A 14,681-nucleotide genomic window follows, 5' to 3' on the forward strand; every position below is an offset into this window, starting at 1 on the left:
GAATGGCTGAAATACCAGCAAGCGGTACCCCGGAGGGGACGGGGAAGAGCCGCAAAAAACTATGGATCAGCTGCGGAGCAGGTGTGGCAGCACTCGTACTCGCCGGAGGAATCTGGGCGGCCGTCACACCGCACGCCCAGGACGCCGTAGCGACCGGCACCATCAGCTCACCGGCGCCGTCATCAAGCGCCAAGGCAGCTGCATCGGCGTCGGGCACCAAGGGCTCCACACCCTCAACAAGCGCCAAAGCGTCCGCACCGGCGTCGAGCGCCAAAGCGTCCACTCCGGCGGCGGCCGCACCGGCAACCACGAAGGCCGCGCCGCTGACCAAGACGGAGGCCGCAGCCAAGGCCAAGCAGGACAAGATCCTGGCCACGATCCCGCAGCCCATTGCGAAGGCCGTGGCGTTGGCCTCGGCCGCCAAACCCGTGCCCGGGATCACGGCCACTGTCAGCAAGATCGAGGCGGTCAAGGGTGTCGCACAAGGCATCGGTGAGGTCTCGGGGCCGTCCGTCCGCTTTACGCTCTCGTTGACCAACGGCGGTTCCACACCGATCAACACCGGCATCGTGGTGGTCAACGTGGACAGCGGGCCCAACCACATTCCGGCACTGCCATTGAGCGGGCCCGGGGTCGTGGCGTTCCCTGCAAGCACGGCGCCGGGGCAGACGTCCTCGGGGACGTATGTGTTCCTGATCCCCAACAGCCAGCGCGGCCAGGTGCGGATCTTCTTTAACTACAGTGTTTCCTCAACCATTGTCGCCTTTGAAGGCGCCCTTCCGAAGGCACAGGGCTAGCCATGCACACTACTGAAAATGCCACATCCCCGGTCCCGAACCGGGGCACCGCACGCAGCTTCCTGCGGACGGCACGACGAGCCGTGACAGCGTTCACCATTTCGGCTGCCATGGTGGCGGCCGCGGTGGTGATGGTTCCCGCGGCCGTGGCCGATTCCGCACCACCGGATCCCACCAACCCGGCCACTCCGCCCACCGTCACCGCCGACGGCCTGCCCACCACGCAGATCGACGGCGTCGCATGGAAGCAGGTGGTGGTGGGCAACACGGTCTACGTGGCCGGGAACTTCGCCACCGCACGGCCGGCCGGTTCCGCCGCGGGCGTCAACACCGTCCCGCGGCAAAACATCCTCGCGTACAACCTCACCACGGGGGTCCTGATCCCCGGGTTCGCACCGAACCTCAACGCCCAGGCCAACGCCATCACGGCGTCCCCGGACGGCTCCCGGATCTACGTGGGCGGGCAATTCACCACGGTCAACGGCGTGGCCGCCTACCGCATCGCCGCTCTCAATCCCACCACGGGTGCCCTGATCACGAGCTTCGCGCCGCCCATCAACGCGACGGTGAAGTCCATTGTGGCCACCAACACCACGGTGTACGCGGGCGGCTGGTTTAGTGCAGTTGGTTCGGCCCCACGCGCCAACTTTGCCGCGTTCAATGCCTCCGACGGTTCGCTGCTGCCCTGGAATCCCGTCAGTGCGGGCGGCACCGTGGAAGCCATGGTGCTTTCCCCGACGGGACCAAGCTGATGGTGGGCGGCTCGTTCACCACCCTCGACGGCTCCGCCAACCCCGGCTACGGCATGGGCATGGTGGATGCGACCACCGGCGCATTGTTGCCCATGGCGGCCAACAACTTGGTGCGCGACGGCGGATCCGCCGCGGCCATCCTGGCCCTGGCATCCTCGGGCAACCAGGTGTATGGCTCCGGCTACGTGTTTGGCGCAGGCGGCAACCTGGAGGGATCGTTCTCGGCCAACTGGTCCGACGGCGCCATCACCTGGCTTGAGGATTGCCACGGTGACACGTACAGCGTGTACCCGGGCGCAACCGCAGTCTACGTGGCCGGCCACCCGCACCTGTGCTCAACGATTGGCGGCTTTCCGCAAACCGAACCCACCTGGACCTTCCACCGCGGGCTCGCCTTCAGCAAGGCGGCCACGGGCGTGGTGGGCACCAACACCGAACCCGGCTACTTCAACTTCGCCGGCGCTCCTGCTCCGTCCCTGCTGAACTGGTTCCCCGACATGGACGAGGGAACGTTCACCGGTGAATACCAGGGACCGTGGACGGTCCAAGGCAATAGCCAGTACGTGGTCTATGGCGGCGAGTTCCTGCACGTCAACGGAGTGGCACAACAGGGCCTGGTCCGTTACGCCGTGCCGGCCATTGCCCCGAACCTGCAGGGCCCCATGATTACGGGCAGTGCCTTCAACCCCACGATCAAGTCGTTCTCCGCGGGCACGGCCAGGATCCTCTGGACCCAAAACTGGGATCGCGACAACGTGGCCATCCGTTATGACGTGATCCGCGACGGCGACACCGGCCACCCCATCTACACCACCACCGCGAACTCCACGTTCTGGATGATGGGCCAAATGTCCTTCACGGACACCGGACTCGTGCCGGGGTCAACCCACACGTACCGGGTGTTTGCCACCGACCCATTTGGGAACGTGGCCAGATCCGACAGCGTCTCCGTGACAACCGCCCTGACCGGCACCCTGAGCCCATACGCGACCCAGGTAGTCAATGACGGCGTGGGCAACTACTGGCGGCTCGGCGAGGCCAGCGGCACCACTGCCGCCGACCTGACCGGCGGCAACAACATCAAGCTCGGTACGGGCGTGACCCGCAACGTGGCCGGCGCCATCAACGGCGATACCGACAAGGCCTCCACCTTCAGCGGCACGAGCTCCGGCTCCGGCTACTCCACGGGCGTGGCCATCGCCGGACCGAACGTGTTCACCATGTCGGCCTGGGTCAAGACGACCAGCACCCGCGGCGGAAAGATCCTTGGCTTTGGTTCGTCCACGACGGGCAATTCCAGCAGCTACGACAGGCAGCTGTACATGGACAATGCCGGGCACATCATCTTCGGCGTCTACAACGGAACACCCTCCACGCTGGCCAGCACCGCCAAGTACAACGACGGCGCCTGGCACATGGTCACGGCATCGCTGGGGCCGAACGGCATGGCACTGTACGTTGACGGAGTGAGCCTCAGCACCCGCACCGACGTGACCGCGGGCCAGTCCTACAGTGGTTACTGGCGGATCGGCGGCGACAACCTGGGCAGCTGGCCCTCGCCTCCGACCAGCAACTACATTGCCGCCACGATCGATGAGGCAGCCATCTTCCCGACCGTCCTCACACCGCAATCGGTGACCAACGAGTACAACCTGGGTAAGACGGGAGTCGGAAACCAGCCGCCCGTGGCAGCATTCACGGCGACCCCGGCAAACCTTGCGGTGGCCTTCGACGGAGGGGCCTCGACCGACCCCGACGGCACCATCGCCGCCTACAGCTGGAACTACGGTGACGGCACCGCAGCGGGAACCGGCAAGACGTCCTCGCACACCTACGCTGCGGCGGGCACCTACCAGGTGACGCTGACGGTGTCGGACAACCTAGGCTCCACGGGAGTGCTGACGAAGGCGGTGACAGTGGCCGGGCCAAACCAGCCGCCGGTCGCGGCGTTCACGGCAACCCCGACGAACCTTGCCGTTGCCTTCGACGGCGGGACCTCCACGGATCCCGACGGCACGGTAGCCTCCTACAGCTGGAACTTCGGTGACGGCAGTCCGGCGGCGACCGGCAAGACGGTTTCCTACACCTACGCCGCCGCCGGAAGCTACCAGGTGACGCTGACGGTGACCGACAACCTCGGGGCCACCAACTCGCTGACCAAGACGGTGACGGTAAACGCTCCGCCGCCGGCCAACATTGTGGCCCAGGACCTGTTCGCCAGGACCGTGGCGAACAATTGGGGCACCGCGGATGTGGGCGGTGCGTGGTCCATTGATTCGGGCAACATGAACCAATACTCGGTGTCCAACGGCACCGCGAAGATGATCAACCTGCCCGGGCAACAACCGAACGCCAACCTGACGTCGGTCACCTCCACCAGCACCGACCTGACACTGTCGTTCTCGCTGAACAACCTGCCGGGCGGCGGAGGCATGTACCTTTCGGTACAGGGCCGCTCGGTGGACAACGTGGGTGACTACCGGGCCAAGCTGGCCATCACCCCCAGTGGAGCGTTGTCCGCAACGATCTCCAGGTACATCGGTTCCACCGAGACGATCCTGACCTCGGCAAACCTGCCCTTCACGTACACGGCGGGCACCAAGGTCGACGTCGAGTTGCAGGTGAACGGCACCAGCCCCACCACCATCTCGGCGAAGTTCTGGCCGGACGGCACTACGGCGCCGGCCACCTGGAACCTGACCACCACCGATTCAACGGCGTCCCTGCAGGTGGGCGGCGGCGTGGGCATGCTGTCCTACCTGTCGGCCGGGGCGGCGGCGAACACCACGGTGTCCTACCAGAACCTGGTGGCCACGATCGTCCAGTAGCAGTCAGCGTTTGAACCAAGCCGCCCTCAGCGGTGTTCCGCCGGATAAGGCATTATCCAGCGAAACACCGCTGAGGGCGTTTTGGCGAAGCCCGGCCAGCAGTCCGGTGGCCAGGGCATACCTGTCCAGGACGGGTTCCGGGCCGTCGTCGACGCCGTCGCCGGCATCGGCGTGGCCGTCGTGGCCCAGCAGGATGTCCCCGGCGCTGATCCCGTCCAGGGCAAAGCGCAAGCGATCACCGGCGGGGTAGTCCTGCGAGTCCCCGCTGCTGCGCCCCCACAACACCGGCTCCAGCCCGGCAGACCGCACGGCATGCCAGCTTGCGAGGGTCTGGTGACCGTACGGTGGACGCATCCAACGGACCTCGACGCCGGCGGCGTCCTCCAGTTCCTTCTTCCCGTCAAGGGAACGACGCCGGACCTCCCGATAGCTCATTCCCGAAAGTCTTTGGTGGTCCAGCCCGTGGAGGGCGATCTCGTGCCCGGCCGCCAGGGTTTCCGCCAACAGCGCGGGGGAGCGGCGCACCCGGGACAGCAGCACAAAGAAGGTGGCCGTCGCCCCGGCCTCGGCCAGCGCCCGCAAAACTGCCTCCGTGGCGCCCGGGGTGGGGCCGTCGTCGTACGTCAGGACCACCTGGGGCAGGGTGGTGCGGACGGCGACCACCGAGCCCACCACGGCCGAATGCCGGCGCACCATGGGGCCAAGGTAGGGCGCAAGCGCGTGGCGCAGACCGCTCACGCGGATTCCTCCGAGGCGGACCCGGCGGGATTTTGCGCACTGGTAGATTGCGCACTGGTATTTTGCACGGTGGGATTTGGCACTGCCGTGCCAAGACCGGCAGGTCCCGCATTCGCGCCGCTACCGCCCGCAGTGCCAGTGCCAGTGCCGGCGTCGCCGTGGCGGGCGTACTCCTTGTACACATGGCCCAGGCCGCCGGCCACCATGCCGGCCCCGTGATAGGCGGTGCGCAGGCCCCGGGCCTGGTGGCGCAGCGAACCGGTTACGCGGCCGGCCAGGTTGCGGGCCGCGCCCGCCGCGATTCGAATCGAGCCGCGGACCACCGCCCGCACCCTTACGGCGGCACGGCTCATCGGGCTCCGGGCCAGCATCAGCTCCACCAGCGTGGCGGCGTTGCCGTGGCTCCAGGAGCGCTTGAGCAGCCAGCCGCGCTGCAGCCGGGCGGCGGGCACAAAGTCGGTGGCCACCGATTCGTCACACCACACCAGCGTGTAGCCGCGGCGGGCAAGCTTCCGGCTGAACAGGGAATCCTCGCCCCCGGTCAGGCCCAGGCGCGGGTCAAAGCGCACGCCGCTGCGCCGGATCTGCGCCATGTCGAGCAGCAGGTTTCCCGTGGCCGCCACGGCAATCACCGTCCCGGTGGGCATGCGCGGGCGCCAAAAGAACGTCCCGGCCGCCACCCACGGGCTGGGCTCGGATTCATATTCGGAAACCACGCGTCCCATGACGGCCGCGGCTCCCGTCTGCCGCCAGGTGTCAAGCAGCGGTTGCAGCCACAGCTCCTCGGGGCGTTCGTCGTCGTCAATGTAAACGAGTATGTCCGCGGAAGCCGCCTCGTCCAGGGCCTTGTTGCGGGCGGCCGAAATCCCGGGTTCGGCCTCCACCACGTAGCGCAGTCCGGGAGCCGCAAGGGAACGGACCATGTCCCGGGCGCTGCCGGCGGGGTCGTTGTCCACCACCAGCACCTCGGTGGTGACGCCGGAATTGTCCCGGGCCAGCGCGGCGGCATGCTCCAACACCCGCACGAGCGCCCGGCCCAGCGGCTCCGGCCGCTTGTAGGTGAGGACGCCAACCACCAGGTGGGTCATCGCGCAGGCCTCCCGCCCAGGGAGTCGACGGCACGCCGGTATGCCGCACGATGGTCGGCCGCGGCGTGGTCCCAGTTCCGGGCCGACAGATCCGGGGCCTCGGGCAGTCCCGCGGCGCGTACCGCCCGCAGCGCCTCGAGCAACACCTCGGCGGTGGGGGCCCCCGTGAAGAAATGGATCCACCCGGGCCCGACCTCCGCGGCCAGTTGGCGGTTCACCTCGTTGTCGGGGACCAGTGCGGGGCGCCCCAGCGACAGCGCGGCCAGCACACCGCCGGAATTGTGCATGAACACGTACGGGAACACCACCAGCTCCGAGGAGGAGATGGCGGTGACGAAATCGGCGTCGGGCAGGAACCGCAGATCCAGCACCATCCGCCCGTCGCGCCCGCCCAGCTCCCGCAGGCCCTCCGTCAGCCCGTCCGACGACGGGCTCCCGCCAATCAGCAGGCTCAGCCCCGGTTCCAGCCCGGCCGTATCAAGGAACGCCGCGGCCAGTGCCTCCACGCCCTTGTACCGCCGGATCAGTCCCGTGTAGCCAAACCGCCCGGGTACCGCCCCGCTTTGCGGGTACTTCCCATACCAGTCGCGGTAGTGCCCGTGCAGGATGGTGGCCGACGGGACGGTTGGTGGAACCGGCGTCAGGGTGTTCAGCGTGATGACCAGGGCCGTGCGCCGTTCGAAGAGTTTCAACAGCACTCGCTCCACCCGGTTCAGGCCGTCCGGGAGGCCGATGTTGTGCAGGGTGCGCACTATGGGCGTGCGGGTCAGGCGCAGCCGGGCAAGCAGCAGCAGGAACAAGGCCTGCCGGACCGTGCGCTTGGGCAGGGTGCCGCCGGTGACCATGATCTCCGGCCAGTGGACGTGGAAAACGTCGTAGCGGCCCAGCAGCGCCGTCTTCCAGGAGAAGTTCAGCACCTCCAGGTCCGGTTCGGCACGCAGGGCCTGGGCCAGCATCACCAGATATGGGTTGGTGGTGGGGCGCGGGGTGGGGAACGACTGCAAGATCCTCAAGGCTGCCGCCACGGCCGCCCCTCCTTCCGCCGCGGGATGCGCATCGACGGCCGCGCTGCGCTCAGGCATCGCTCGATCGCTGGGCATCCGTTCGGTCCCCCAGGTCCACTCCCGTCACAAGGGTGGAGATTTCCGGAACATTCTCGGATTCGGCAACCACCACGAACCGCCCGCCGTCGCGACGGTACAGCCCGCACCGCGGGGGCATGCCGTCGATCCGGGGGTTGTCCACGATCACCAGGTGCCCGCCGTCGGGCAGGTTGCCCAGCAGCACCTCCAACGCGCGCACGATGTCCGCGTCGGGGAAGTACAGGCGGCGCAGCAGGTTAGCCACCTTGATGACGTCCGGCGCCTGCCCCTCCCAGGGCAGGAAGACGTCGTGCACCCGGGCGGTGACCCGCGGATCGGCCGCCATGCGCTGTTGGACGGCCGGGTTGAGCAGCAGCACTTCCCGCGGGGCAACCCGGTGGGCGGCGGTGCGGGCGCCACGGCCGAACAACGCCCGGATGAACCCTGAGGTGGCCGGCCATGCCAGCACCCGGGATCCGACCACCAGGATCCAGTTCCCGTCGTCGTCGTAAAAATACGTCTTGCGCCCGTTCTCCCGGGCGAAGACCCGCAAATACTTGTCCGCAATGATGTACTGCTTGAAGCCGCCAAGCTTGGAGATCAGGTCAAGGGACGTGGACCCGTCGGAGGCACCAATGTCCACGATGACGGCGTCGGCCAGGTCAAGGTTGGCCAGCATCAGCTCGTCCGCGCCGGGATGCCGGTTGGCGCCGGTGATCTTGTACGTACCGCCCACCTCGATGGCGGACATGGCCCGGCGGAACTCCTCCGGCGAAGCATCGGCCCGGAGGATTGCGCGGGGGTCGGCCCAGAAAAACCTGCCCAGGCGTTCTTGCATAACGCGTGGCCAACGCTCTTCCAGGGGACGTACCGGGACTCTCATGACTTGACTCTAGGGTGAGCCGGCGCACAATGTCCACGAACCCCGCAATCGTGTCCCAGGGGGTGGACCGTGGCGTGCCGTGCCACGGCGCACTAGGCTCACTCATAGCTTCGTACAAACCGGCCAGGAAGTGGTGCATGGATGAGTGAGGAGGGGCTCGGGACCCGGGCCGCGCGCGGCGCCGCCCAAACCATTGGCGGGCAGGGCGTAAAAGTGCTGATCCAGCTGGCCTCGGTGATCGTCCTGGCCAGGATCCTTTCCCCCGCCGACTACGGCTTGCTGGCCATGGTGGCGGCCATCATGGGCGTGGCCGACCTCTTCCGCGACTTTGGCTTGTCCTCCGCCGCGGTCCAGGCCAAGACCCTCTCCACCCACCAGCGTGACAACCTGTTCTGGCTCAACACCGCGCTGGGGCTCGTGCTGACCATCATCATCTTCCTGGCCGCGCCCCTGGTGGCGGACATCTACCACCAGCCCGCGCTGATTCCCATCACCCATGCGCTCTCGCTGTCGTTCCTGATCAACGGCATCTCCACCCAGTACCGGGCCGACCTCAACCGGCACCTGAAATTCAGCAGGCTCGCCCTGGTTGACATCATCGCCGCGGCCGTGGCCCTGGGCGCCGCGATCACGGCGGCCACCCTGGGCGCCGGCTATTGGTCGCTGGTGGTGCAGCAGCTGGTCCTGGCCGGGGTCATGATGACCCTCGTCATGGTGGCCGCGAAATGGCTTCCGCGCCGGCCCCGCAACGTGTCGATGAACGGCATGATCCGCTTTGGCTGGCACCTCGTGGCGATCCAGATGGTCACCTACGTCAGCTACAACACCGACGCCTTCGTCATCGGCGTCAGGTTCGGGGCTGGGCCGCTGGGGCTGTACAACAGGGCCTTCCAGCTGCTGACGATGCCGCTGACCCAGGCAAGGAGCGCCGCATCGGTGGTGGCGCTGCCCGTCCTGGCGAAACTGCAGGAGGAAAAGGACAGGTTCGTCGAGTTCGTGCTGCACGGGCAGCTGGCGCTCGGCTACACCCTGGTGACCGTCATGGGAGGCGTGGCCGGCGTGGCCCTGCCCATCACGGCGCTCTTCCTGGGTGGGAAGTGGCTGGCGCTGGAACCGGTCATGGTGCTGCTGGCCATCGCCGGGGCGTTCCAAACACTCGCGTTCGTGGGCTACTGGGTTTACGTCTCCCTGGGCCTGACCCGGCCGCTGCTGCACTACTCCATGGTCGAATCCGTCGTGACGATCATCTGCATCGTGGTGGGCAGCCAGGGCGGGATCGTCGGGGTGGCCGCCGGCATCGCGGTGGCACAGGCCCTGAACTGGCCGGCGTCCCTGTGGTGGCTCTCGCGCTGCAGCGGACTGCCCATGCGCCGGCTCTACGGCAGCGCCGGGCGCATCATGGCGGTGTCGATCGCGGTGGGCCTGGCAACCCACGTGGTGTCGCTGCTCATGGCCCATGCGCAGCCGATCGCCGCGGTGGGGACCGCCATCGTCGCAGCACTGGCCGTCATCGCGCTCGCCGGCCTGGTGATTCCGGCCGTCCGGCGTGACCTGGCCGGGCTGGCCTGGATTTCCCGCCGCGCCCTTCAGCGGCCGGGCGTGCGCTGACGGCGACGGTCCGCAGCGGGCGCCAGGCGTTCAAGTTCGGCACAGACGGCGTCGGAGTACCGTTCCGGCGAGTAGCGCATGGCCGCCAGCGCCGCGTTGGCCACGGCCTGCTCGCGGAGCAGGGGCCACTGTTCGACGGCGGTGGCGAGGGCGCGTGCCACGGCGCCGGCGTCGTCCACGTCCACGAACTGGACCGAATCAAAGCCGCCGGCGGCCTCGCTGAGACCTGGCGTCCGACTGACAATCAAGGGACGGGCCGCCAACAGGGCCTCGACGGCGGTGTCGCCAAAGGGTTCGTCCAGGCCGGAGGGCACGATCGCGACGTCGGCGGCCGCGTAGAACGCCCACACGTCACCCTGGAAACCGTGGAACGTCACCGAGCCGTCAAGGCCCAGCTGTTCAACCTGCTCATGGAGCTGGTCCGCATACCACTCATAGCCCGGGAACACGGCGCCCACAAGGTCCAGCTGGACATCGAGCCCCGCGTCCCGCGCCGACGCCACCGCCGCGATGGCCGTGTGGACGCCCTTGCGGCTCGACAACCGGCCCACATAGAGCACGCGCAGCGGCGACTCCACCGCGGACCGGGGCGGCACGGGCTGCGCGGGTCCGGGAACGCCGTTGTAGATGACGGTGGTCCTGGCCCGCAGCCGGGGGAGGGTCTGCGCCAGGGTGTCGGCGCTGTACCGGCTGTTGGCCACGATCGTCGTGGCGCAAAGCAACGGGGCCGCAAGTGCCACGCGCAGTGCCTTGCGGGCCGTTCGCTCCGCCTCGTGGACGTGGACCAGGACCCGCCGGCCGGCCAACCGGCCCAGGACCGGCCACAGCGGGATTGTGACGGTGTTGACGTAGAGGAGGTCCGGGCCGATGCGCCGGATGAGCCGGGCGCCGCGCCACGCCCCGGACATCGATTCACGGGCCAGCGTGAACAGGCCGGCAACGCTGAGGAAGCTTTTGCGCAGCACCGGCACCCGGACAATGACCACCGTGGCGCCGGCGCGTTCCAGCTCCGCCACCAGGGCTCCGCCGGACGGCAGCGTGACCACCACGCGCAGGCCCCGGGCCACCATTCCGGTCACGGATTCCAGTAGCACGCGGTCGGCGCCGTACAGTTCGGCGCCCGAGTGTGCCACCAGCACTACAGGACGCGAAAGGGGTTCGTTCATAGCGTCAACTATGTAGGCTGTTGGTATGACACGCAACACATTCCGCCCGCTGGCCATAGTTGTTGTGAACTATGCGTCCCACGAGTTGTTGGGACAAAACCTGGCCGCCGTGGCGGAGGGGACGCCGGACGCCGATGTGGTGGTGGTGGACAGCTTTTCCGGCGCCGCGGAACAGCAAGCGGTCACGGCGCTCGCCGCCGGGCACGGCTGGCACGTGGTGACCACGGAGGAAAACGTCGGTTTTGGGGTGGGCATGAACCTGGGCGTGGCCGCGGCCAGGGCCAGGGGTGCGGAGGCGTTCCTGCTGCTGAACCCCGACGCCGTCATCCCGGCCGAAAGCCTGGCGACGTTGCGGGCGGAGCTTGAAAAGAGCCCCCTGACACTTTTGGCCCCGACCATTTACGACGCCGGCGGCCGGGTCTGGTTCGACGGCGCCGACGTCGACCTGGACAGCGGCGAGACGCGGTCGGTGCACCGGCGCACCGGGAATGAGCGCGTCCATCCCTGGCTCACGGGGCCTGCCTGTTGGTGGGCGTGGAACTGTGGGAGCTCGTGGACGGTTTTGACGACCGTTACTTCTTGTACTGGGAGGACGTGGACCTGTCCTTCCGCGTGTGCCGGGCCGGGGGAGCTCTCCGTGTGGTGGCCGGGGCCACGGCCGTCCATGATGAAGGCGGCACCCATCCGGGAGCGGCGGGCGCCGGCGCGTCCCGGGCCAAATCGAATCTTTACTATTACTACAACATCCGCAACAGGCTGTTGTTCGCGGCACTCAACCTGCCCAATGACGATCGCGTTCGGTGGCGGCGGCGTGCCGGCGGAGCGGCGTATCAAATCCTCTTGCGCGGGGGCAGGCGCCAATTCCTGCGCCCGTCAGGACCGCTGGGTGCGGGCCTGAAGGGCACCCGCGACGGCCTGGCGATGATGCGGGCCCTGGGTGGGAAGCAGCGTCTGGGAATATACCGCAAATCTTTCCCGGAGTGATTGAAAAGCAAGTCTGTTCGCGTATTGTCGGGAAAAGGCATTGAGCCGCAAAAAGGGGTGCAGTTATGGAGCTGTCCGATTATCTGGGTACCGTTCGACGGTACGCGATTGTGATTGTGGTGATCGCCTTTTTGGGCGCCAGTGCCGGCTTCGCCCTGGCCCGCCACACCACCCCCATGTATAAGGCAACCAGCAGCATTTTTGTGGCTGCTGCGGGCGGGGAAAACATCACCGACCTGGTCCAGGGGTCAACGTTCACGCAAAACCTCATCCAGTCCTACGCCGCCCTGGCCCAGATGCCCTCGGTCCTCCAGCCGGTCATCACGAAGCTTGGTTTGGACGAGACCCCGGCGGAGTTGGCGAAATCGGTTTCCGCGGATGCGCCGCTCAATACCGTCATCATCGACATCACGGTGGTTGACGAATCCCCGGAAACGGCGGCAAAGGTGGCCAATGCCGTCTCCGTTTCGCTGGCAACCGTTGCGCAGTCGCTCTCGCCCAAGCGCTCGGACAGCACGCCGGCGGTCCTGATGACGCCCATTGCAACGGCAAGCGTTCCCGTCGCGGCATTTTCCCCCAACACCAAGCTGCTCGTCATCATCTGGGGCGCCGGCGCCCTGATCCTGGCCATTGGTTTTGTGTTGGGCCGGCGGGTGGTTGAAAACACCATCCGCTCGGAGCACGACCTCAAGCGTTCGGGCACGGTGCCGCTGCTTGGTTCCGTTCCGGACATCAGGGGCCTGGGCACGCCTGAATCCGTCGCGCAGATGGTTGTCTCCGGGCAGCACGCCGACGCTTTCCGCCGCCTGGCCGACCACGTGGTCAACGCCAAAGCGGAGGGGCCCGTCCGTTCTGCCGTAGTCACCTCCATGAATGTCAATGACGGCAAGACGTTGGTGGCCCTGGGGCTGGCAGTTGCGCTTTCCGAGCACGCCCGGCGCGTGCTGTTGATCGACGCCGACCTCCGGCAGGGGCGGGCCAGTGCGGCCTGTGGATTGGGCAAGCGGCCCGGGCTGGGCGAGGTCCTGACGGGCAGCGCCACCATCGCCGGGCTGACGCGGCGCTGGGACGTCATTGATGTGCTGCCCGCCGGACGGTCCACCGCCAAGTCCAGCAAGCTCCTCAATTCCCCCGCGATGGAGGGTTTGATGGAACACCTGTTGGCCGAATACGATTTCGTCATCTGTGATTCGGCCGCCGTGCTGCCCGTGGCCGATACCTTCCCGCTGACCCGGCTGACCGACGGGGCCGTGGTGGTGGCGCGGGCCGGTAAGAGCCGGCGGGACGACGTCCACGAGACGCTCTGCTCCATTGAGGCGGTCAAGGGGCAGGTGCTCGGGACGGTGTTGAACCGGTCCGGGGCGAAGTTGTTCAAGATCCGTGGCCGCGTTGGCGGCGCCAACAGGGCCCCCAAGCACACCACCGAGGTCCGTGAGGCCCCCGCCAAGACGTCGGCGGCTGCCGCTGCCGCCGCCAAACAAGTGACCGCCCGCAAATGAGCCTGCTGACGGCCGGCACCGAAACCACCGGGCGCCAGGACCGTTGGCGCCTGGCGACCATGGTGGCCGCGTTTGGCGTCCTGGTCCTGCTGGGCTGGCGGCAGCAGATCTACCACGGCATCACCATCGGTTACGTGCTCGCCTTCGCCCTGCTGCCGCTTTGGCTGCCCAGCATCCGACGCTTCAAGGGCCTGCCCACCTTCTTTGTGCTGGGCCTGGCCAGCCTGGCCTCGGGGTTCGTGCTGTACAACTTCAACAAGGTCGACCACCAGGTGGACAGCAGCAAGATCATCATCAACCCCGCCATCCTGGTGGGTCTGCTGCTGACCGTGGGCGTGGTGCTGTGGGCCCGGAAAGTGCTGCCCGACTGGATGATTTGCTTCGGCTACGGCATGGGCCTGATGTTGGGGGTGGGCAATGACGCCGACGTGGCCACGAACCCCTGGAAGTTCGGCTATTCGCTGCCCGTGATCGTCATGGTGTTGGCGCTTGCCGGCCTGGCGGACGGCCGTTTGCGTGGACGACGTCGGCTGCTCTCGCTGGTGGCGCTGGCCGCCTTGGGTGCCTACTCGGGCCTGCATGACTCACGGTCGCTCTTTGCCATGTTGGCGCTTGTCATTGTCCTGGTGGGATGGCAGATGCTTCCCGCGGGGCGCAGCCAGCGGGCCGCGGTGGCCAGGACGCTGTTGAGTGCCGTGGCCGTGATCATCGTCGTCTACGAGGTGGGTTCCAGCCTTTTGGTGGATGGTTATCTGGGTGCCGCCGCGCAACAACGCTCCATCGCGCAAATCAACGAGTCGGGTTCACTGATCCTGGGCGGGCGGCCCGAAATGGCGGCGACTGTTGCCTTGTTCAATTTCCAGCCGGCGGGTTTTGGTGTGGGGATCGTCCCGTCCCTGCACGACATCGCGATCGCAAAGGCCGGCATGCTGGCCATCAACTACCAGCCAAACAACGGCTACGTTGAAAAATACATGTTTGGGTCCCAGTTTGAATTGCACTCGAGCACGGGGGACCTGTGGGTGTATTTCGGGCTCATGGGCCTGGTGCTGTCGGCCTTCATTATCTGGCTGATCCTGCGCTACGCCACGGTGGCGATCGTGAGCCGCGCGGGCCACGCGGTGGTCTTGTTCCTGGCCGTGATCACGTTGTGGAACATGTTCTTCAGCCCCCTGTATTCCTCCGTGACCATCCTGGGCCTGGCCGTGGGAATGGCGGCCCTGCCCCGAAGATCCAAGGAACCAAGTAAGGAATAG

The 14,681-nt window shown here is 67.2% G+C and carries 12 protein-coding genes; 7 read left to right on the forward strand and 5 right to left on the reverse strand.

Annotation, left to right across the window (positions count from 1 at the left end; genetic code table 11):
- The first annotated feature begins 2 nt into the window (after positions 1-2).
- The 3 genes from AL755_RS23445 to AL755_RS06085 are packed head-to-tail and all read left to right on the forward strand — an operon-like array spanning position 3 to position 4,377.
- Positions 3-797 (forward strand): hypothetical protein, encoded by a 795-nt coding sequence (locus AL755_RS23445; RefSeq protein WP_160318866.1) that lies wholly within the window; start codon positions 3-5, stop codon positions 795-797.
- A 2-nt stretch (positions 798-799) separates the two neighbouring features.
- Positions 800-1,549, forward strand: coding sequence for a delta-60 repeat domain-containing protein (locus tag AL755_RS06080; RefSeq protein WP_054010241.1), 750 nt, complete (start codon positions 800-802; stop codon positions 1,547-1,549).
- Positions 1,549-4,377, forward strand: coding sequence for a PKD domain-containing protein (locus tag AL755_RS06085; protein WP_054010242.1), 2,829 nt, complete (start codon positions 1,549-1,551; stop codon positions 4,375-4,377). The genes AL755_RS06080 and AL755_RS06085 overlap by 1 nt, the downstream gene beginning before the upstream one ends.
- Positions 4,378-4,380: 3 nt before the next feature.
- Here AL755_RS06085 and AL755_RS06090 read toward each other — a convergent pair whose 3' ends face one another.
- The 4 genes from AL755_RS06090 to AL755_RS06105 are packed head-to-tail and all read right to left on the reverse strand — an operon-like array spanning position 4,381 to position 8,123.
- Entirely contained in the window at positions 4,381-5,115 is a 735-nt protein-coding gene (locus AL755_RS06090; protein ID WP_107503818.1) for a polysaccharide deacetylase family protein, read from the reverse strand.
- Positions 5,112-6,203, reverse strand: coding sequence for a glycosyltransferase family 2 protein (locus AL755_RS06095; RefSeq protein WP_082368952.1), 1,092 nt, complete (start codon positions 6,201-6,203; stop codon positions 5,112-5,114). The genes AL755_RS06090 and AL755_RS06095 overlap by 4 nt, the downstream gene beginning before the upstream one ends.
- Positions 6,200-7,285, reverse strand: coding sequence for a glycosyl transferase (locus AL755_RS06100; RefSeq protein WP_237762605.1), 1,086 nt, complete (start codon positions 7,283-7,285; stop codon positions 6,200-6,202). The genes AL755_RS06095 and AL755_RS06100 overlap by 4 nt, the downstream gene beginning before the upstream one ends.
- On the reverse strand, positions 7,278-8,123 hold the full coding sequence (locus AL755_RS06105; protein WP_237762606.1) for a hypothetical protein: 846 nt from the start codon (positions 8,121-8,123) through the stop codon (positions 7,278-7,280). Before AL755_RS06105 ends, AL755_RS06100 begins: the two co-directional genes overlap by 8 nt.
- A gap of 186 nt (positions 8,124-8,309) precedes the next feature.
- Between AL755_RS06105 and AL755_RS06110 the strand changes: the two genes are divergently transcribed.
- Positions 8,310-9,776 carry a lipopolysaccharide biosynthesis protein gene (locus AL755_RS06110; protein ID WP_054010245.1) on the forward strand — a complete coding sequence of 489 codons (1,467 nt, stop codon included), beginning with the start codon at positions 8,310-8,312 and terminating at the stop codon, positions 9,774-9,776.
- Here AL755_RS06110 and AL755_RS06115 read toward each other — a convergent pair.
- Complete coding sequence (locus AL755_RS06115; RefSeq protein ID WP_054010246.1) at positions 9,755-10,942, reverse strand: glycosyltransferase; 1,188 nt, start codon at positions 10,940-10,942, stop codon at positions 9,755-9,757. The genes AL755_RS06110 and AL755_RS06115 overlap by 22 nt on opposite strands.
- A 25-nt stretch (positions 10,943-10,967) precedes the next feature.
- On the opposite strand from AL755_RS06115, the gene AL755_RS22315 reads away from it, so the two are divergent.
- The 3 genes from AL755_RS22315 (at position 10,968) to AL755_RS06135 (ending at position 14,681) form a co-directional block, all read left to right on the forward strand.
- Positions 10,968-11,840 (forward strand): glycosyltransferase family 2 protein, encoded by an 873-nt coding sequence (locus AL755_RS22315; protein WP_082368953.1) that lies wholly within the window; start codon positions 10,968-10,970, stop codon positions 11,838-11,840.
- 151 nt (positions 11,841-11,991) lie between these two features.
- Positions 11,992-13,425 (forward strand): polysaccharide biosynthesis tyrosine autokinase, encoded by a 1,434-nt coding sequence (locus AL755_RS06130; protein WP_054010249.1) that lies wholly within the window; start codon positions 11,992-11,994, stop codon positions 13,423-13,425.
- On the forward strand, positions 13,422-14,681 hold the full coding sequence (locus AL755_RS06135) for a hypothetical protein (protein ID WP_054010250.1): 1,260 nt from the start codon (positions 13,422-13,424) through the stop codon (positions 14,679-14,681). The genes AL755_RS06130 and AL755_RS06135 overlap by 4 nt, the downstream gene beginning before the upstream one ends.

The sequence above is a fragment of the Arthrobacter sp. ERGS1:01 genome (assembly GCF_001281315.1).
Taxonomy (GTDB): Bacteria; Actinomycetota; Actinomycetes; order Actinomycetales; family Micrococcaceae; genus Specibacter.

Bases quoted from the DNA above. Each gene is read 5' to 3' on its own strand.
- AL755_RS06135 (WP_054010250.1), top strand. From the start codon at position 13,422: ATGAGCCTGCTGACGGCCGGCACCGAAACCACCGGGCGCCAGGACCGT.
- AL755_RS23445 (WP_160318866.1), top strand. From the start codon at position 3: ATGGCTGAAATACCAGCAAGCGGTACCCCGGAGGGGACGGGGAAGAGC.
- AL755_RS06130 (WP_054010249.1), top strand. From the start codon at position 11,992: ATGGAGCTGTCCGATTATCTGGGTACCGTTCGACGGTACGCGATTGTG.
- AL755_RS06105 (WP_237762606.1), bottom strand. From the start codon at position 8,123: ATGCAAGAACGCCTGGGCAGGTTTTTCTGGGCCGACCCCCGCGCAATC.
- AL755_RS06080 (WP_054010241.1), top strand. From the start codon at position 800: ATGCACACTACTGAAAATGCCACATCCCCGGTCCCGAACCGGGGCACC.
- AL755_RS06110 (WP_054010245.1), top strand. From the start codon at position 8,310: ATGAGTGAGGAGGGGCTCGGGACCCGGGCCGCGCGCGGCGCCGCCCAA.
- AL755_RS06095 (WP_082368952.1), bottom strand. From the start codon at position 6,203: ATGACCCACCTGGTGGTTGGCGTCCTCACCTACAAGCGGCCGGAGCCG.
- AL755_RS06100 (WP_237762605.1), bottom strand. From the start codon at position 7,285: ATGCCTGAGCGCAGCGCGGCCGTCGATGCGCATCCCGCGGCGGAAGGA.
- AL755_RS06115 (WP_054010246.1), bottom strand. From the start codon at position 10,942: ATGAACGAACCCCTTTCGCGTCCTGTAGTGCTGGTGGCACACTCGGGC.
- AL755_RS22315 (WP_082368953.1), top strand. From the start codon at position 10,968: ATGACACGCAACACATTCCGCCCGCTGGCCATAGTTGTTGTGAACTAT.
- AL755_RS06085 (WP_054010242.1), top strand. From the start codon at position 1,549: ATGGTGGGCGGCTCGTTCACCACCCTCGACGGCTCCGCCAACCCCGGC.